19 protein-coding genes and 1 tRNA gene are annotated in these 18,349 nt (G+C 31.7%); 8 read left to right on the plus strand and 12 right to left on the minus strand.

From position 1 onward, the window contains the following. Positions 1-129: 129 nt before the first annotated feature. Positions 130-1,125 (minus strand): Kelch repeat-containing protein, encoded by a 996-nt coding sequence (locus A8975_RS13465; protein ID WP_134201150.1) that lies wholly within the window; start codon positions 1,123-1,125, stop codon positions 130-132. Beyond that, complete coding sequence (locus tag A8975_RS13470; protein WP_134201152.1) at positions 1,122-2,030, minus strand: DUF6268 family outer membrane beta-barrel protein; 909 nt, start codon at positions 2,028-2,030, stop codon at positions 1,122-1,124. The genes A8975_RS13465 and A8975_RS13470 overlap by 4 nt, the downstream gene beginning before the upstream one ends. Positions 2,031-2,280: 250 nt before the next feature. Between A8975_RS13470 and A8975_RS13475 the strand changes: the two genes are divergently transcribed. Then, positions 2,281-3,546 carry a DUF4270 family protein gene (locus tag A8975_RS13475; protein WP_208325376.1) on the plus strand — a complete coding sequence of 422 codons (1,266 nt, stop codon included), beginning with the start codon at positions 2,281-2,283 and terminating at the stop codon, positions 3,544-3,546. Continuing rightward, positions 3,533-4,786 (plus strand): hypothetical protein, encoded by a 1,254-nt coding sequence (locus A8975_RS13480; RefSeq protein WP_134201156.1) that lies wholly within the window; start codon positions 3,533-3,535, stop codon positions 4,784-4,786. Before A8975_RS13475 ends, A8975_RS13480 begins: the two co-directional genes overlap by 14 nt. A gap of 454 nt (positions 4,787-5,240) precedes the next feature. Here A8975_RS13480 and A8975_RS13490 read toward each other — a convergent pair whose 3' ends face one another. Beyond that, positions 5,241-6,146 (minus strand): NAD(P)/FAD-dependent oxidoreductase, encoded by a 906-nt coding sequence (locus tag A8975_RS13490; RefSeq protein ID WP_410504201.1) that lies wholly within the window; start codon positions 6,144-6,146, stop codon positions 5,241-5,243. Between the two features lie 499 nt (positions 6,147-6,645). Here A8975_RS13490 and A8975_RS13495 point away from each other — a divergent pair, with 499 nt between their 5' ends. Next, a complete protein-coding gene (locus tag A8975_RS13495; protein ID WP_134201160.1) occupies positions 6,646-8,787 on the plus strand; it encodes a S46 family peptidase in 2,142 nt (713 codons plus the stop codon). 72 nt (positions 8,788-8,859) lie between these two features. Here the strand turns inward: A8975_RS13495 and A8975_RS13500 are convergent, their stop codons facing one another. Continuing rightward, positions 8,860-9,240 carry a Fur family transcriptional regulator gene (locus tag A8975_RS13500; RefSeq protein WP_134201162.1) on the minus strand — a complete coding sequence of 127 codons (381 nt, stop codon included), beginning with the start codon at positions 9,238-9,240 and terminating at the stop codon, positions 8,860-8,862. Between the two features lie 82 nt (positions 9,241-9,322). Between A8975_RS13500 and A8975_RS13505 the strand changes: the two genes are divergently transcribed. After that, positions 9,323-9,727: a MerC domain-containing protein gene (locus A8975_RS13505; RefSeq protein WP_134201164.1), complete on the plus strand. Its 405-nt coding sequence runs from the start codon at positions 9,323-9,325 to the stop codon at positions 9,725-9,727. Between the two features lie 138 nt (positions 9,728-9,865). On the opposite strand, the gene A8975_RS13510 is transcribed toward A8975_RS13505, so the two are convergent. Next, positions 9,866-9,939 (minus strand) — tRNA-Arg (locus A8975_RS13510). A gap of 85 nt (positions 9,940-10,024) precedes the next feature. Here A8975_RS13510 and A8975_RS13515 point away from each other — a divergent pair. From A8975_RS13515 to A8975_RS13525, 3 genes are all read left to right on the plus strand, one after another. Next, entirely contained in the window at positions 10,025-10,660 is a 636-nt protein-coding gene (locus A8975_RS13515; protein WP_134201166.1) for a Crp/Fnr family transcriptional regulator, read from the plus strand. Positions 10,661-10,721: 61 nt separating this feature from the next. Next, positions 10,722-11,282: a YeeE/YedE family protein gene (locus A8975_RS13520; RefSeq protein WP_131508022.1), complete on the plus strand. Its 561-nt coding sequence runs from the start codon at positions 10,722-10,724 to the stop codon at positions 11,280-11,282. Between the two features lies 1 nt (position 11,283). Further along, positions 11,284-11,697: a DUF6691 family protein gene (locus A8975_RS13525; RefSeq protein ID WP_134201170.1), complete on the plus strand. Its 414-nt coding sequence runs from the start codon at positions 11,284-11,286 to the stop codon at positions 11,695-11,697. On the opposite strand, the gene A8975_RS13530 is transcribed toward A8975_RS13525, so the two are convergent. Together A8975_RS13530 and prmA are read right to left on the minus strand one after the other, a co-directional pair. Next, positions 11,694-11,969 (minus strand): ATP-dependent Clp protease adaptor ClpS, encoded by a 276-nt coding sequence (locus A8975_RS13530; RefSeq protein ID WP_131507951.1) that lies wholly within the window; start codon positions 11,967-11,969, stop codon positions 11,694-11,696. The genes A8975_RS13525 and A8975_RS13530 overlap by 4 nt on opposite strands. An 18-nt stretch (positions 11,970-11,987) precedes the next feature. Further along, the gene (prmA, locus tag A8975_RS13535) at positions 11,988-12,824 is read right to left on the minus strand and encodes a 50S ribosomal protein L11 methyltransferase (protein WP_134201172.1); all 837 of its coding nucleotides are present in this window, start codon (positions 12,822-12,824) and stop codon (positions 11,988-11,990) included. A 69-nt stretch (positions 12,825-12,893) separates the two neighbouring features. On the opposite strand from prmA, the gene A8975_RS13540 reads away from it, so the two are divergent. Beyond that, positions 12,894-14,096: a porin gene (locus A8975_RS13540; protein WP_134201174.1), complete on the plus strand. Its 1,203-nt coding sequence runs from the start codon at positions 12,894-12,896 to the stop codon at positions 14,094-14,096. A gap of 53 nt (positions 14,097-14,149) precedes the next feature. On the opposite strand, the gene tpiA is transcribed toward A8975_RS13540, so the two are convergent. Genes tpiA through A8975_RS13565 form a run of 5 tightly spaced genes read right to left on the minus strand, consistent with a single transcriptional unit; the run spans position 14,150 to position 18,321 of the window. After that, the gene (gene tpiA / locus A8975_RS13545; RefSeq protein WP_134201176.1) at positions 14,150-14,899 is read right to left on the minus strand and encodes a triose-phosphate isomerase; all 750 of its coding nucleotides are present in this window, start codon (positions 14,897-14,899) and stop codon (positions 14,150-14,152) included. Next, positions 14,896-15,375, minus strand: a complete 480-nt coding sequence (locus tag A8975_RS13550; protein WP_317128049.1) for a TlpA family protein disulfide reductase — start codon at positions 15,373-15,375, stop codon at positions 14,896-14,898. The genes tpiA and A8975_RS13550 overlap by 4 nt, the downstream gene beginning before the upstream one ends. An 11-nt stretch (positions 15,376-15,386) precedes the next feature. Next, positions 15,387-16,463: an ABC transporter permease gene (locus A8975_RS13555; protein ID WP_134201180.1), complete on the minus strand. Its 1,077-nt coding sequence runs from the start codon at positions 16,461-16,463 to the stop codon at positions 15,387-15,389. A 1-nt stretch (position 16,464) separates the two neighbouring features. Beyond that, positions 16,465-17,781: a BT_3928 family protein gene (locus tag A8975_RS13560; RefSeq protein WP_134201182.1), complete on the minus strand. Its 1,317-nt coding sequence runs from the start codon at positions 17,779-17,781 to the stop codon at positions 16,465-16,467. 3 nt (positions 17,782-17,784) lie between these two features. Next, positions 17,785-18,321, minus strand: a complete 537-nt coding sequence (locus tag A8975_RS13565; RefSeq protein ID WP_131507965.1) for a DUF1599 domain-containing protein — start codon at positions 18,319-18,321, stop codon at positions 17,785-17,787. Positions 18,322-18,349 lie beyond the last annotated feature (28 nt).

Raw genomic sequence — 18,349 nt, forward strand, 5'->3', positions numbered from 1 at the left:
ATAAAAACAAGGAGCCAGGTCTCACTGTCTTTGAAAAACAACTAAACCTGATTGAACAACCTAAGTTGCAAACAAAATGATTTATCAATTAAAAAAACTTAAATTCGCTCCTTGTTTTTTCGCTATCAATCAATTATCATCGTCATCTTGCTCTTGTGTAGGGAAGAATTCCATATTATCATCTAGATAATAAGTACCATTTCTTCCTAGCGCTACAAACGCTCTTAAACCATCATTAAAAACCACAGGATTTTGCCTATCTAATAACTCAAACTCTGTTCTTTCTATCCATTTATCAGTAGAAGGGTCGTATTCCCAAACTGTATTTATTGCTCCATAATTTTCTCCGCATGCGATATACCCTTTCCCCATAATTGTAAAGCCTACTGACGCACTTCTTGTAATTTCATAATCATCGTCATCTTCTAAATCGGATAATTCGGTCCAAGATTCTGTGCTTAAATCGAATGCCCAAAAATCTTCTTGATAAATACCGTTACTAATTCCTGTTGCAATGTAAGCTGTATCTCCTATTACAAAAGATGTAGCGTCTCTTCTTTTTTCACCTCCAAAACCAGCTATTTCTTCCCATTGATCTTGTAATGGGTTATATTTCCAAAAATCTTTTTGGTCATTACTTCCATTATATCCAGTGCCTACATAACCATTTGTTGAGGACGCAAACCCAATTGCTCCACGCCTTACTCCTCCTCCAAAATCAGCTATTTGTTCCCAAGTATTTGTATCGACATTGTATTTGTAAAAATCCTCTAATTCATCGTTTATATCACCATTGTATCCTGTTCCAATATATCCTGTATTGTCAATAGCAAATCCAATTGCTGAACTTCTTTCTAAGCCTGGAAAATCTGCTTTTTGTTGCCAAAAATTTGTTTCCATATCATAAACCCAAAAGTCTTTAAGGTAATCGTCACTATCATATCCGGTTCCCATATAACCTTTAGTTCCTATTGTAAAAAAAGCTGAATTTGCTCTAGCTGATCCATTAAAAGTGGATTTAGCAACCCAATTCCCTATTAAATCATCATTATCATCATCGCTACAACTTACACATAGCACACACGATAATGCACACAAAATATTTAGTCTTAAAAAATTTCTCATAGTTTATTTATATTAATGTTATATTTAATTCCACATCCAAAAAAAATTGTTTGATTTGTTTTAAACTCACTAAACTCTTCTCCTGTTGATAGTTTAAGATTTGCTTCAGGCAAAAACCCTAAGTTCAAAAACCCTTCAAACTCTTTACCTAACTGAAAACCATAGTTTAGGTTTACTTTAATTGCATCATAAGAAAGTTCTAGGTTTTGATAATTGTATAGGTTATTTGCGTCTTTCAATGTTATATCACTTGTATGAAAACCATCTTTAAAAAGACTTAGAGTGAATTGACTTTTTGAATCCACTTTATACTTAAAACTAGTTTTTGGAAAACCTAAAGACAGAAAAAACTTATCACTTACTGCGTAATAATAATTAAATACTGGAAATAATTGAGGCTTACCAAATAACGCACTATAGCCTATCCCAAATTGAAGTTCTTTTTCATTACTTACAGAGTTAATCCACTTTTTTGACAAAAGCACACCTCCACTTAAGTTAACATCGTTAATTGATAATGCTGACTCAAAATTTGAAAACACATTAGGCTCAAAAGTAATTGAAGAACTCCAGTTATTCTTTAGCTCAATGTTATGTTGCAACTTAAAAGCAACATAGTTTAACTTGTTAAAACCATCTGTAAAATGGTCTAGTGAGCCCAAATCTTTAAAAGTGTAGTTATAGTTAGAATAGTTAACTCCATAACTAAAAGTTCCTATTGTTGTTGAGTCTTTATAAGTTGCACCAATTGCAGTTGTTTGCAATTGAACATCATCAAAGTTAGGCGTCATTTCATATTTAAAGTTAATATTACTAACCTCCTCTATATTTAAGTTATTTAGTTGCCCTGACATCTTATAACACATTAAGAATACAATAAAATAAGGTGCTTTAATTTTTTTCATTGAACGAACATAGAATCTTTAAAAGAGTAGAAAAAATAAATTATACGCTTAACACTTATCACTCTACCAATGGAATAATTTTATCTATGAAATAGCATAATTTCATTAATAGATAAATTGTTGGGTTTAGTATATCTATTTAAGAGTCTTGTATATTATTGTTTTATAGGGTTAAGGGAAGCGCTTTATTTGGTCAAAAAAAGACATGACTCTCTTAAGACTTTTATGTTCAATATTAATTTGTTCTTGTTTGTTTAATTGCTCACAAGAAGATGAAGTTTCTAACTTTATAGTTGGTGAAGAATTTACCGATTCTAATGTTAGAGTAATTAGAATAGACACACTTAGTGTAGACTTATCAACATTTAAATTAGATAGTATTACTACTTCGGAAACTGGCCGATTACTATTTGGACAATACAATGACGCTTCTTTAGGAAAAATTTCCACAACACCTTACTTTGAATTATCATCATACACATATTCAATTTCAGATGCTGCAGTTTTAGACAGTGTTGCTTTAATTTTAAATTACGACCAGTATTTCTACAATGATACTACACAATTAATGCAAATGAGGTTTCATCGTTTAAATGAGAAGGTTAAACCATATGATAGCGATTTTTATAATACTTCAACACTTAGTTTTTATGATTCACCAATAGCAACTAAAACATTTGCTCCTAGACCAAACAGCGACTCTCTACATGTCTCTATACCTTTTGAGTTTGGTAATACTATGTTTGACTTTATTAAAGACAACACAAGTGATACTGAGGAATTTGTTCAAGAATACAAAGGGTTTACACTACAAATTGACGAAGCTTCAGATGGGTCAGTCATTGGTTTTTCAACAGAAACAGACTCCACATATTTACGGTTTTTTTATAGGTTATCCGACGACGATGAAGACACAGAGTACACTTATGATTTATACATAACTGAAAGTAGCGATATCCCAAAACACTTTAATCGTATTCAATCAGATGTTTCTGGCTTACCCTTATCTAATTTAACCAATCAAGATTATAATTTATCATCTTTAGATAGTAATAATGAAAGTTACTACCAATCTGGAGTTGGGTATTTTACAAGAATTAACTTTCCTTCCATAAGAAAACTGTATGAAATTGAAGGACAAGGAACTGTTATTGATGCCAAATTAAGGCTAAAACCCAAAATACATTCCTATAACGATAATTTACCCTTAAAGGATAGCTTAAGCCTTTATTACATAGATCAAAACAATAGTATTACAGAACAAGTTTCCAACTCATTAGGAGAAGTCATGTCAACAATTGTTGAATCGGTTGATGGATATGATGACGTTTATTACGAAATACCTGTATTGCAATATATAGACAGAAAACTCATACAGTCTCCACTTATCGACGATGCTATAATTTTATATCACGCAGATTATAACAAATCAGTAGATAGAATGATTTTTAATGATATGTATGAGAACGAGGGAGCAAAACTCATTTTAACTTATGCCATTTATGATACAAATTAAGAATAAATTACTACTACCATTTATATTACTTTTTGCTTTAAGTACAAACATAAATAGCCAAACTAATAATTTAACTGGATCACCTTATTCACTTTTTGGTCTTGGGATTGAAGGAAATTCTAACATAGGTAAATCTAGCGGTATGGGTTATACAGGTATTTCTTTAGATGCTAGTGAAGAGATTAATTTTTTAAACCCTGCATCCTTTGCAACCATAAAAGAGAAAAAATTCATTTTTGATATTGGTTTTTATACTCAAATTGAAAGTTTAAACAATGGAGAAAACAACGAACTAAGACACGTTACAAATTTTTCAAATTTTGCAATAGGGTTTAATGCTAATGGTAAATATGGCCTAGGACTTTCTTTATTACCATCAAGCAATGTAGGCTATACGCTTGTAGGAATTGAAAGTGTTATTGAAGGAAGCAATAACGAAAGCTACTCCACTAATATAACAGGCTCTGGTTCTTTAAACGATTTACGTGTTGATTATGGACAACCTTTGCTTAAAAACTTGAATGTTGGATTACGTTTCTCTTATCTTTTCGGAAAAATTGAAGAAACTGAAAGTGTTCAAACAACTACAAGCCTTCTTGCAATAGAAAAAGATAATTATTATTCAGGTGTTAGGTTTGGTTTTGGTGCTCAATACACTTTTTTAGAAAAAAACACTATAGGGTTAACAATTGAAAGTCCAACATCTTTATCTGCAAGTAGAGATACGACGACCAGTAAAATTACCGAATCTGCATTAACAACAATTGAAGAAACCACAAATGAGAACATTGCTAACTTTAAACTTCCCCTTAAGTTAGGACTGGGAATCAGCAAAAAATACAAATATTTTAATTTTGCTTTAGACTTTAAAAAAAGTTTTTGGAACTCAACTAATCAAAGTGATGAAACTGGAGATTATGTTGATCAAAACATCATTAATTTTGGCACCGAATTTATAAAAGACCCAACAAGTTATAAGTATTGGGAACGTATTAACTATAGAGCAGGATTTAACTACGACAGTGGATATTTAAAAGTTGATGATAAAAATATTAGCAGTAGTTCTTTTAGTTTAGGTTTAGGGTTTCCTCTTGATTTTAATGGTTCAAAATTAAACCTCTCATATGGTTATAAAAAAACAGGAAACATTGACGGTATTTTAATACAAGAAAACATTCATACCATAAACATAAACTTATCCCTAACTGACTTATGGTTTATTAAAAGAAAGTACAATTAATAATTGCCTACTATTCATTAAATATATTTTAAATTGTTTCATATTTAATCCTAAAAAGCAAGCTTTACTAAAATGAGCTTGCTTTTTTCATGGCCTTATAAGTTACTCCAGAGCCTATTTAAAATATAGTATTTCAATTGTTTATACAACTTTTTAAAAAAACAACAATTAAAACCTTAATTCAGTTTACTTTTCTAAACCTCATCACTAACTACAAATTCTATCTTCCAGTAATTGACATTCTATATTATAACTTTTAACTATTTTAATAATAGAGTTAATCTTAATAAGGTTACCTTCTACTCTTAAAACGGAGTGCCCACAAGGATATGTCTCATTAAAATCTTCTAAATCAAAATTAAACTTTAAGCTTGGAAATTTATCAACTAATATTTTTAAAATTTTGTTTGAGAAGGTTTCCGTTCTCTCATTAGTTATTAACACCTCCACCATACTAAAAGCTTTCTTTTGTAAGTTCACTATTAATAACTGCTCCAGTAATATTTCCTCCATAAACAGCTGTAGCTACAGAACGCATCATTGAGCTATTATCACCGCAAGCAAAAATTCCATCCATGGTTGTTTTATGCATAAAATCAACTTCAATATGTCCATGTTCAGTTAGCTTACAACCTAATTCTTCGGGTATTTTAGAGCTTTGTTCAAACGGAATAGAAGCATAAGCACATTCAAAATGTGCTTTACTACCATCTTTAAAAATGATAGTCTCTAATTGTCCTTCCTTGTGCTCAATCTCTAAAACCTCATTTTCTATAACTGTTATATTATGTGATTTGAGCTTAAGAAGTTGATTGTCATCAAAATCTTTTTTTCCAGAAGTTAATATCGTAATGTCTTTTGTTAAGTTATTGACCAAAGAAGCAATATGAAAAGCACGTTCACCATTAGCTATAATTGCTGTTTTTTTATTACGTATTTCGTACCCATGACAATAAGGACAATGCACTACAGATATTCCCCAACATTCTGAAAACCCTTTTATATTAGGCATTAAGTCTTTTATTCCTGAAGCAAAAACAAGTTTTTTTGCTCTAAAAACATCTTGATTAGAAGTAGTAACCTCATAACCTTCAGCTATTTTCTTACCACTAATAGCCAACCCTTCATAAAACCTTATAGTGTCATAGCTTAAAACCTGTTGTTTAGCAATCGTAGAAATCTCTTGCGGTGTACTACCATCTTGCGTTAAGAAATTATGGGAGTGTGGTGTTTGCCTATTACAAGGTTTACCAGAATCTATAATTAAGGTTTTTCTTAAAGAACGCCCTAAAGCCATTGCTGCCGAAAGCCCTGAATAGCTTCCACCAATTATAATTACTTCAAATTCATTTTTATCCATGTTGTTATATTTAGCAAAGAGTGATAAAGGTTTTGGTAACGCTAGCACCAAACCCGATACTCCAAATAGTTTAATTATTTCTCTTCTAGTCATTATTTACATTTAACTCACACCTACAATGCATATTGTAAAATGAAGCAAAACTATAATTAGAGTCAGTAACACTCATAGTTATTAATTTAACATAATAAGCTTAATTGTGTTACAAAATTTTACTACAAAAATACGATTAAATTTTACTTAACGCAACTTAGTTGCATTAAATAATTAATATACTCAAGGTGAATTGCAAAACTCAAAAAGAAAAATAAAATCACTATTTTTTTAAAGCAACATGGTTGCGTTTATAAATAAATACTTAATTTTGCTACTAAGTAGCATTAAATAAATTTCAATTAAAAAATGTGTAAGCTTCAAATCAGCAACTTATCTACAAACTAGTTCTTTTCCTAGACCTATAACGAAGCCCAAACACAAATCATTAACACTTAATTACATAATGAAAAAAACTAAATTAATTCTTATTGCATTTTTAATTTCTTTACCTACTTCATTTTTTGCAAATGAAGGCATGTGGTTTTTAATGCATATCGACAGATTAAATCAACGCGATATGCAAAAAATGGGACTTCAGTTAACTGCCGAAGAAATTTATAGCATCAACAACCAAAGCCTTAAAGATGCCATTGTACAATTTAATGGTGGTTGTACTGCAAGTATTATTTCTGAAAACGGACTGGTTTTAACTAACCATCACTGTGGTTACAATGCAATTGCCGAATTATCAACTGCAGAACAAAACCATTTAAAAAATGGGTTTTGGGCAAAATCACTTTCAGAAGAATTAAAACCTGAGCGCTTATACGTGAGGTTTTTTGTTAGAATGGATGACGTTTCAAACCGTATATTATCTCAAGTTAACGATTCAATGACCGAAGAAGAGCGTGAAGCTGCCATTAACAAAGAAATTGCAAAAATTGAGCAAGAAAATAACGAAGGTGGTAAATATACCGTTTCTGTTCGTTCGTTTTTTCAAGGTAACGAATATTACTACTTCGTTTATGAAGATTATACTGACGTAAGACTAGTAGGAACACCATCTGACAAAATAGGAAAATTTGGTGGAGACACTGATAACTGGGAGTGGCCTCGTCATACAGGAGATTTCTCTATTTTTAGAGTATATGCTGATGCTAATGGTAATCCTGCTCAATATTCAACTAGTAACGTTCCTTTAAAATCAAAATATCACTTACCTGTAAATATTTCAGGTGTTGAAGAAAATGATTTTGCAATGATTTTAGGTTATCCAGGAAGAACTAACCGTTGGATGCCTGCAGAAGGTATTGAGCAAAATGTTAATTATACTTATCCTGCTTGGGTTGAAGGTTCAAAGCTTAGTATGGACGTTATGAAAAAATATATGGATAAAGATGAGTCCATAAATTTAATGTACGCCTCTAAATATGCAAGCATAGCAAACTATTGGAAAAATAGACAAGGGATGATTGATGCCTTAACAGCTCATAAAACTGCTGAAACTAAACGAAAGGTAGAGAAAAAGTTTGATAAATGGGCTAACAAAAAACCTAATAAAGAAACCTATGGAGATGTAATTAGTAACATAAACAACTACTACAACTTAACAAACGAAAAAGCTAAACATGACAATTACCTTAGAATAATGTTACGTTCTAGTACGTTTTCAATGTTACCTTATCGTATAGGAAAAGGGTTTGAAGCCTATATTGAAGCTAATGAAGCAAAGCGTAAAGAATTATTACCTGAATTAACTAAATTCATTGAGAATTCTTATAAAGATTTCCACCTTCCTTTAGAAAAAGAAATGTTAGCAGCTCAATTAGAACTTTATACTTCTAAATCTAATTACGACTTACCAGAAGTAGTATTGAATGTTTCTGAAAGCAATGATTTTAATTCGTTTATTGACACAATCTTTAAGTTAAGTTTATTTTCATCAAAAGAACGCGCAGAAGCGTTTTTAAAATATCCTGATGCTAATTTACTAGCTAACGATCCTCTCTATAAACTTTCATCAGGTTTATTAGAAAAATACAGAGAACAACCTGAACATCTAAAACAACCACTAGAAGACTACCAAAAATCTTTTAGATTGTTAGTTGATGGGTTAAGAAAATCTGAATTAAGTAATATAAAATATCCAGATGCTAACTCTACATTACGTCTATCTTATGGTAAAGTAAGAGCCTTACCTAATGATCCAAGAAACGATGCTACTGTAAATAACTACACAACTTTTAAAGGCTTAATCAATAAATATAAGCCTAATGATGATGAGTTTGATTTACCTCAAGGCATACTAGACATTTACAATAAAAAAGACTACGGTAGATACGCTAATAGTAAAGGTGAATTGCCTGTAAACTTCTTATCAGATAATGATATTACTGGAGGAAACTCTGGTTCTCCAGTACTAAATGGAAAAGGAGAATTAATTGGTTTAGCCTTTGACGGAAACATTGAAGCTATGGCTGGAGATGTTATTTTTGACTCAAGCCTACAAAGAACTATTAATGTTGATATAAGATTTGTACTATGGTTAATAGACAAATACGCAAAATCAAGCCACATTGTTGATGAGTTAAGTATTGTTGAATAAAAGTAAACACTCATTGATAATATAAAAAAAGCAGCTATAAAATAGCTGCTTTTTATTTTTATAAATATTATATTATTTAACACAAGACTCACATTTTCCTTGAATTAAAACATGAGAGACAACTACTTCTCGATTAGGTATTTTTGGAATAGAAACATCAACTGACAAGCATTCTACCTTACCACAATTTAAACATTGAAAATGAGGATGCGCATCATGGTGATGAGCTTCATCACAATCTTTACATTTGGCATACCACGTTAATCCATCTTTACCTATAAATGAGTGTAAATGCCCACTCTCTTCTAAACGTTCCAAAATACGATAAACAGTTGTTTTATTCATTTCATCTTCTAGTTGTTTTACCAACTCTACAACTGACATTGCATTCTCAGCTTTATTAAATAAGGTTAAAAGCGCTTCTACTGATTTGGTCTTTCTTATTATTGCCATAACTCAAAGTTATCACAACTATGTTGTAAAACCAAATAATAAAATTATATTTGCAACCTAGTTGCATTAATAATTATATTAAGTGAAAATTATTTTACAAAAACCAGATACAGTTGGAGCGCTTGCAAGTACGCTATGTTTACTCCATTGTATTGCCACACCTTTGCTCTTCATAGTACACTCTTGTGCTGCTGGAGGTTGTGCTTCAAGTCCTTTTTGGTGGAAAAGTTTAGATTTTATCTTTCTTGCTATTTCATTACTAGCAGTAAAACGTTCTACTCAAAACACATCAAAGCCTTTCATGAAGCCTTTGTTATGGATTAATTGGTCTTGTTTATTTTTTTTAATAATAAATGAAAGACTATTGTGGATTTCATTACCTGAAAGCTTAATGCATATCTCTTCTGTTTCTTTAGCAGTGTTACATATTTATAATTTAAAATACTGCCTGTGTAAAACCGATAAATGCTGTACAAACAGTATATAAATCTTAAGTAGATAATCTTATCTTATGTAAAAACTGTAAGATAAATTTGCTGTACTAATTAACAAACAAATAAAATTAATAAAGTAAAAACAAAAAACCCTAACTCATTATTTTCAAATGAATTAGGATTTTATCTAGTGACCTCGACAGGATTCAAACCTGTAACCTTCTGAGCCGTAATCAGATGCGCTATTCAGTTGCGCCACGAGGCCGTTTTAAAGTGGGTGCAAATATAATACTTTTATTAAAAAACTTCCAAACAATTATTTCAAAAATGTATTTCCTTATTTTTGATGTATGATACAAAAAGAAATTTTAGCGCCTTTTCATTATAATTTTGACGAACAATTGGTAAATAGCATAACCAAGAATGGTGTATTAAAAACGTTTGAAGCTAATGACATTATTATGGATATTGATCAAGAACTCACACACGTTCCTCTATTGCTTGAAGGCAACATTAAAGTATTTAGAGAGGACAACAATGGTAACGAACTTTTATTATATGTTCTCGAAACTGGAGATACCTGTGCAATGTCTCTTACCTGTTGTATGGCTAAATCAAAAAGTAAAATACGAGCTGTTGCTGACAAAACCTCAACAGTTATCATGATTCCTAATGAAAAAATGAGTGAATGGTTTCATAATAATGATAGTTGGAGAAACTTTATTCTTCAAAGCTATCAAATACGCTTTAATGAAATGCTAGAAACTATCGATACACTTGCATTTATGAAAATGGATGAGCGTTTATTTAAATACTTAATTGACCAAGTAAAACTAAATGCATCTACTACAATTAGTAAAACCCATCAAAATATTGCAGAAGACCTTCACACCTCTAGAGTTGTAATTTCTAGACTATTGAAACAACTAGAAAATGATAACAAAATAAAACTCAGTAGAAATAAAATAGAAGTTTTAGACTTTTAAGTAACATTTATCACACAACGATAATTTACTTAAAAGTAACTTTGCAAAAATTAAATTTATGATAGACTATATTTTACAACCTTGGCCTTGGTATGTTACTGGTCCTTTGATAGCCTTAGTAATGTTTACACTTATTTACTTTGGAAAAACATTTGGGATGTCGTCAAACTTAAGAACATTTTGCGCCCTTGGTGGTGCAGGAAAAAAAGTGTCTTTTTTTAATATAAACTGGAGAGACTACAAATGGAATCTTATTGTAGTATTAGGTGCTGTCATTGGTGGTTTTATCGCTCAATTTTATTTGTCAGAACCTACTAATATTGACCTAAACCCAAAAACTATTGAAAGCCTTAATGCTTTAGGTTTCAATAACGTTGGTAAATCACTGTTACCACCAGAACTCTATAGTTTAGACTCTATTTTCACCATTAAAAATTTAGCCATTTTAATTATTGGTGGCTTTTTAGTTGGTTTTGGTACTCGCTATGCTGGAGGTTGTACTTCTGGTCATGCCATAACAGGTATAAGTAGTTTACAATTACCTTCTCTTATTGCAGTTATAGGTTTTTTTATTGGTGGCCTAGTAATGATTCACTTATTGTTTCCTTTAATTTTTGGTTAGTATGAAGTATTTAAAATTTTTATTAGTAGGTATCTTCTTCGGAATTGTTTTAGTAAAGTCTGAAGCTGTATCATGGTATCGCATTTATGAAATGTTCAAATTTGAATCGTTTCACATGTACGGAATTATAGGAAGCGCTGTATTAACTGGTATTTTACTATTACAAATAGCTAAGATTTTAAAACTAAAAAATATTGAAGGCACTCAAGTTAATGTTCCTAAAAAGGATATGGGATTAACACGTTACATTGTAGGTGGTTCAATATTTGGACTAGGTTGGGCACTTTCTGGAGCTTGCCCTGGACCAATGTATATTTTGGTTGGTACAGGTGTTTTTAGTATGCTTATAGTTATAGCTGCTGCTATATTTGGAACTTACATTTACGGTGTTTTAAAAGACAAATTGCCTCACTAAACAATTTCAGCACTTAAACCTGCTTCCAAGAGTTTAGAGCAGCGTGGTTTTAAATCGTCGTAATCACCAGTTTTTACAGTACATTTCCCTTTGTAATGGACTATAATAGAGCATTGCTCTGCTTGTTCAGGAGTATGATCACAAGCAAAAATTAAAGTTTCAATAACATGGTCAAAAGTATTGACATCGTCATTGTAAAGCACAATTTCGTTTTGTCTTAGGGTGTCTTCTTTAAAAAGAACTTCTTCTGATGTTTTTTCTATAGTTCCCATTCTTCTTCTTTTTTTAGACTAATTTAAAAATTTTAGAGCAACCCAATGGTTTTTCTCTAAAGTTTCAACGAGTTTTAACATATGCTTATTACATTCAGCCTCTAAAACTGGTATATCATCTTTATAAAAACCACTTAAGAGCAACATGCCATTTTTGTTCAAACATGCTACATATTTGTCTAAATCGTTTAAAAGGATATTTCGATTTATATTAGCTATAATAACATCATAATGTTTATCTACCAATAAGCTTGCATCTCCTTCTAAAACTGTAATATGCTCACAATTATTACGTTCTACATTTTCTAAACTATTTAAATAACACCAGTTATCATAGTCTATGGCATCAATTGGTTTTGCGCCTTTCATTTCAGCTAAAATCGCTAAAACTCCTGTTCCGCAACCCATATCTAAAACCGATTTATCTTTAAAATCATTATTAAGAATATACTGTATCATCATATGTGTGGTTTCATGATGACCAGTACCAAAACTCATTTTTGGTTCAATAATTATATCGTACTCTGTATTTGGTTTGTCATGAAAAGGCGCACGTACCGAACATTTCTCATCTACAACTATTGGTGTGAAGTTTTTTTCCCATTCTTCATTCCAATTGGTTTGCTCAATGTCTTCAAACGAAAAAGAAATTTCAAACTCATCAGAGTTTAAAATTTGTATATCGTCTAAAATAGTTTCACTCCACTCCTCTTTTTGAATGTACGCTGTAACACCTTCTTCTGTTTCAACAAAACTTTCAAAACCAGCATAACCTAATTCAGCAATCAAAATTTCAACAGCTGGTTGCAACGGTTGTACTTTAAAGTAATAGCCTATGTATATTGTATTTGACATCTTTTTTTTTGCAAATTTACTAATCCTTAATTTAGTTACTCTTACTTTTGTAGCTAAATTGATTTTAAAATGAACAAACTCATTATTGCTTTATGTCTTTTTTGCTTTTGTACAATAACAAATGCTCAAGACAATAACGATATTAAACTTTCTGCACTTCCTTATTATAGCTACGGAAAAGGACTAGGTATTACCTCTCCTGATAGTATTTTTAAGTTGAATATTCGATTTAGAATGCAAAATCGTTTAACGTATTTAAACAACGAAGACGAAGATCCTGCTTATGAAGCCATGATAAGACGTTTACGTTTACGTTTTGACGGTTATGTTGGTGACCCAAAAATAATTTATGTAATTCAGTTATCGTTTTCTCCAAACGATGTTGGAGCTATTGAGGATGGCGAAAACCTCAACATTATAAGAGATGCTATTGTGTTTTATAGACCAGATAATCACTGGAACATTGGTTTTGGTCAAACAAAATTACCTGGTAACAGACAACGTATTAACTCTTCGGGAGCTTTACAACTTACAGATCGTTCTATCAACAACGCTCGTTTTAATATTGATAGAGATTTTGGTTTGCAAGTGTATTATTTAAACGAATTACAAAATCAGTTTTCTTACAATGTTAAAACTGCGATTAGTACAGGTGAAGGTAGAAACTGGACCAAAGACCCTGACAATGGATTAGCATTTACAGGTCGATTAGAATTGTTTCCTTTTGGTGCATTTAAAAACAATGGAACTCTTTTTGAAGGTGATATCAAGCGAGAAGCTACGCCTAAACTAATGTTATCTGGTGTGTATCATTATAATGAAAAAGCAAGACGAACCAGAGGCACTCTAGGTGACGATTTATTTGAGCAGCGCGATATGCAATCTGTTCTTTTAGACGCGATTTTAAAGTATAATGGTTGGGCGTTTCAAACTGCTTATATGAATAGAACAACTAACAACCCTATAACGGTAAACCCTGAAGACAATACTGACACTAGATACGTTTTTGTTGGCCATGGATTTGATGCGCAATTGAGTTATGTTTTTGAAAACAACTACGAACTTATAGGTAGATATTCGTATCAAAAACCTCATGAAGATATTGAAGCCTTAACTCCACAAACCAATCAATACAGTTTGGGTGTAACTAAATACATTTGGGAACACGCTTTAAAACTGCAAGCCGAAGTTACCAATAGCGATTTAAGCTATTTCGATTCTAGCAGTGCTAATAATTGGTATGTGCGCTTTCAGGTTGAAATAGGTATATAAAAAAACGGTCTTAAAATTTTAAGACCGTTTTTTTTATATTATTTACTTTTTAATTAGAACGCGTTAACTATCGCAAAAAAGTCTTCTGCTTTTAGTGATGCTCCACCTATTAACCCTCCATCAACATCTGGTTTAGAGAAAATTTCTTTAGCATTATTAGGCTTTACACTTCCTCCATATAATATTGAAACACTATCAGCTATTTCACTGCCATACTTATTAGCCAATGTTGTTCTAATAAATGCGTGCATGTCTTGAGCTTGTTCTGGTGACGCAGTTTCTCCTGTACCAATAGCCCAAACAGGTTCGTAAGCTAATATTATATTACTAAATGCAGACGTTTCTAAATGAAACAAAGCATTTTTAATTTGGCTTTCAACTACATGCTCATGATTACCAGATTTTCTATCATCTAGCTCTTCACCAAAACAAAAAATAACAGTCATTTCATTGTTTAAAGCAGCATCAACTTTTTTAGCCAAAAGCTCATCGGTTTCATTAAAATATGCACGACGTTCACTATGACCTAGTATTACTGTTTTAACTCCAACACTTTTTAGCATGCTTGCACTTATTTCTCCTGTGTAGGCACCATTTTCAGCAAAGTGCATGTTTTGCGCTACAACTTCAATATCGGTTTCTCTTAATGACTGAAAAGCAGGCCACAAATTGGTAAACGTAGGAGCAACCATCACTTGCGCATCAGATGTTTTTGATTGCGATTTTAAATCGGTTATTAATCCTTCTGTTAACGATAAATCGTTATTCATTTTCCAGTTACCTGCTACTATTTTTTTTCTCATTTTAATGCATTTATAAGTTTACTATCGTCGGCTTTCACTGCTTTAAAGAGTTTGATTGTTCCTGTTTCATCAACTACCATATATCTTGGAATCCAATCTAAGTCAATAAAAGTTCCGAAGTCACCTTTCCAACCTGATTGCATAAAATAATGGTCGCCTTCAACCTGATATTTATCTATTCCTCTTTTCCAGCTATCCATACTCTTGTCCAAAGATAAAAAGACATAGACAACATCGGTATTATTTTCTTGTAAAGTTTTAACTTTTGGCATGCCTTTTATACAATCTTTACACCAAGATGCCCAAACATCAATTAATATGGTTTTACCTTTGTGCTTGGTAAGTATTTCATTAAATGGTATTGTTTCTCCGTTTAAGGTTACAAATGTATCATTTAAGGCATCTTGCGAAAATTGAGTTGGAGTGTCTTTACTACAGCTTAAAAAGCTAATTAGTGCTACTAATAGAATGTTCATTTTTTTCATTTTTATTGCAATTTTACTTTAGGATCTAACCATGTGTAGATTATGTCGACTAAAATATTAATACTTACAAATACAATTGCAATAACTAATACAGCTCCCATAATTACTGGTAAATCTAAAGTATTTAATGCATTCACGATTTCCTTTCCGAGACCATTCCATCCAAAAATATATTCTACAAAAACAGCTCCTGCTAGCATAGATGCAAACCATCCTGAAATTGCAGTAACCACGGGATTTAATGCGTTTTTTATAGCATGACGTTTTATAACCTGAAATTCGTTTAGTCCTTTTGCTCTAGCTGTTCTTATGTAATCTTGATTAAAGACTTCTAATAGCGAGTTTCTCATAAGTTGTATTACTACTGCTAGTGGACGAATTCCCAATACAATAGCTGGTAGAATAAGGTTTTTCCATTTAATATGCATACGCTCGCCAAAATCATCTAACTCATAAAGGCTTCCTGTCATTTCAAGATTAGTGTATTTATGAAGTACAAACCCAAATAACCACGCAAAGAGTATTGCGCTAAAGAAGGAAGGCACACTCATTCCTAATGTGCTTAGAATTTGAATAATTTTATCAATCCATGTGTCTTTGTACAATGCTGATATAATCCCGAAAATAATCCCTAAAACTATTGCAATTACAATAGCAGAAACAGCCAACACAAAGGTATTAGGAAGCGTTTCTCCAATTACTTGTGTCACCTTTTTTCCTTGTTTGGTAAACGATTCTCTTAGGTAAGGAAATTTTAAAACCGTTGTAGTATTACCAATAGTGAATAGTTTTGAAGCTGTGTATTTTCCGTTTCTTAAATACGTGTAATCATTTTTTGAAGTTGAATGAAAAGACAAAGGTGACAAATCATTAAGGTAATATAAATACTGGGTTCCTATGGGTTTATCGAAACCATATTTTGCTTTAACAATTGCTAGCTGCTTGCTGTCTTCGTTTTGACCTAACATCATTTGAGCAGGATCTCCTGGTAAGACATTAAACAGAAAAAAGATTACCGTAACTACTCCTAATAAGGTAAGTATTGCATAAAAGGCTTTATTTAGGAAATAGCTTATCAGATTACTCCTTTTTTAAAACAGCTTCTACAAATGATGTATAGTTGGTTTTATTTGCTGCATTGATTGAATCCAAAACATCTCCTTCGTTTCTTTCCTTTAGAACATACATTGCTTCAATATCATCTTTAGTTAAAGCTTCCACTTCTTCTTTGGTTGATATTTCGCCATCAATTAAGTATACTGTTCCATCATCTTTAATAACTTCCTGCTTACGCTCAACCTTTGGCAACTCAATATCTTCAATATCATTCCAATGTTCTTTTTGAAGTACAGTTCCTTTTTCTAACACCAATACTCCAGGATTAGAACGCACAATAGTTTTTAGCACTTTTTCATCACACAAATAGAAATCGAAATTTAAGTCGTAATCTTTTTTAATTTGTGCTTTTACATCGTTTCCAGATGCAGAAAGCCCAATAACAGTATAACCGTTTTCAATAGCTTTATCTGACACTGCTTTAAGCTTTTTAAGTCCGTCAACTTCAGCAGACTCTAAGCTGTAACTCGTTATCATTACAAGGTGGTCTTCTTCAAGAAATTGAGTGGTTAAATCTTCGTCGTCAGACTCTATAGAGAAATCCAATATAGAAGGTTCATATCCTTTTTCAATAACCTTGGTTTCATAACTTATAAGTTTACCTTCAACAGTTGGATAAGACCCATTAGTCACAAATTCTTTTTCTTCACCATTGACATCAAATAACCATGTCCATTCCATAACTGGTTTTTTAGCGCCTTCAGGAATTGTCATATTATCTTGTATGTTGCTTCCTATTTTGTATGCTCTAAAATCAAATACAGGTAAGTGCATTAACACATGGTAAGCAAACCATAAACATGCTATAAAACTTAATAGCGATGCAACAGTTAGTCCTAATTTTCCAAAAATTGGTTTGATATGTTTTACTCCAAAAAACAGGATTAAAATAAGCACTAGCAGAATAACATCTTTGGTAAACGATTCCCAAGGTGTAAGTTTTAAGAAATCACCAAAGCAACCACAGTCTTTTACTTTATCAAAATAGGCTGCATAAAAGGTTAAAAATGTGAAGAACACAATCATTGCCAAAAGGCTCCAAACAGTAAACTTAGGTTTATAACCTATGAGTAAAAATATCCCTAAAACTACTTCAAAAATGACCACAAAAATGGAAATCCCTAAAGCATAAGGCTCTAAAAAAGGAATATTAAGTACGTCATAACTAAAATACTCTTGGAGTTTATACGAAAACCCTAACGGATCGTTAAGTTTTATAAAACCTGAGAATATAAAAAGTGCTCCAACAAGCAATCTACTAACGTTTACTATAAATTTCATGTGTTATTCTTTTAAGTGAATCATTGCAAAAACAGCGTAGTTTATCATATCTTGATAATTAGCATCTATACCTTCGCTAACCAGTGTTTTTCCTGCGTTATCTTCAATTTGTTTTACGCGCAATAGTTTTTGCAAAATTAAATCGGTTAATGAACTTACGCGCATTTCTCTCCAAGCTTCACCATAATCGTGGTTTTTATCCATCATTAATTGCTTGGTAATGCCTATTTTTTCATCATACAATTCAGTAGCTTCTTCAACTGATAAATCTGGCTGTTCTACAACACCTTTGTCTAACTGTATAAGCGCCATAATGCAATAATTTATTATACCTATAAACTCACTAGTTTCGCCTTCATCAACTTTTCGTATTTCGTTTTGTTGAAGACTTCTAATACGTTGCGCTTTTATAAAAATTTGGTCGGTTAACGACGGTAATCTTAATATTCTCCATGCACTTCCGTAGTCTTTCATTTTATTAACAAATAAGTCTCGGCATGTTTTTATAACGTCGTCGTACTGTTTTGAGGTATCTTGCATTTAAAACATTTAATTTTCCGTAAATTTC

Source organism: Meridianimaribacter flavus (genome assembly GCF_004366715.1).
GTDB lineage: Bacteria > Bacteroidota > Bacteroidia > Flavobacteriales > Flavobacteriaceae > Gaetbulibacter_B > Gaetbulibacter_B jejuensis.

Excerpts from the sequence above, each read along its gene's own strand:
- A8975_RS13465 (WP_134201150.1), bottom strand. The coding sequence starts at position 1,125 with ATGAGAAATTTTTTAAGACTAAATATTTTGTGTGCATTATCGTGTGTG.
- A8975_RS13470 (WP_134201152.1), bottom strand. The coding sequence starts at position 2,030 with ATGAAAAAAATTAAAGCACCTTATTTTATTGTATTCTTAATGTGTTAT.
- A8975_RS13480 (WP_134201156.1), top strand. The coding sequence starts at position 3,533 with ATGATACAAATTAAGAATAAATTACTACTACCATTTATATTACTTTTT.
- A8975_RS13490 (WP_410504201.1), bottom strand. The coding sequence starts at position 6,146 with ATGGATAAAAATGAATTTGAAGTAATTATAATTGGTGGAAGCTATTCA.
- A8975_RS13495 (WP_134201160.1), top strand. The coding sequence starts at position 6,646 with ATGAAAAAAACTAAATTAATTCTTATTGCATTTTTAATTTCTTTACCT.
- A8975_RS13500 (WP_134201162.1), bottom strand. The coding sequence starts at position 9,240 with ATGGCAATAATAAGAAAGACCAAATCAGTAGAAGCGCTTTTAACCTTA.
- A8975_RS13515 (WP_134201166.1), top strand. The coding sequence starts at position 10,025 with ATGATACAAAAAGAAATTTTAGCGCCTTTTCATTATAATTTTGACGAA.
- A8975_RS13525 (WP_134201170.1), top strand. The coding sequence starts at position 11,284 with ATGAAGTATTTAAAATTTTTATTAGTAGGTATCTTCTTCGGAATTGTT.
- A8975_RS13530 (WP_131507951.1), bottom strand. The coding sequence starts at position 11,969 with ATGGGAACTATAGAAAAAACATCAGAAGAAGTTCTTTTTAAAGAAGAC.
- prmA (WP_134201172.1), bottom strand. The coding sequence starts at position 12,824 with ATGTCAAATACAATATACATAGGCTATTACTTTAAAGTACAACCGTTG.
- A8975_RS13540 (WP_134201174.1), top strand. The coding sequence starts at position 12,894 with ATGAACAAACTCATTATTGCTTTATGTCTTTTTTGCTTTTGTACAATA.
- tpiA (WP_134201176.1), bottom strand. The coding sequence starts at position 14,899 with ATGAGAAAAAAAATAGTAGCAGGTAACTGGAAAATGAATAACGATTTA.
- A8975_RS13550 (WP_317128049.1), bottom strand. The coding sequence starts at position 15,375 with ATGAACATTCTATTAGTAGCACTAATTAGCTTTTTAAGCTGTAGTAAA.
- A8975_RS13560 (WP_134201182.1), bottom strand. The coding sequence starts at position 17,781 with ATGAAATTTATAGTAAACGTTAGTAGATTGCTTGTTGGAGCACTTTTT.
- A8975_RS13565 (WP_131507965.1), bottom strand. The coding sequence starts at position 18,321 with ATGCAAGATACCTCAAAACAGTACGACGACGTTATAAAAACATGCCGA.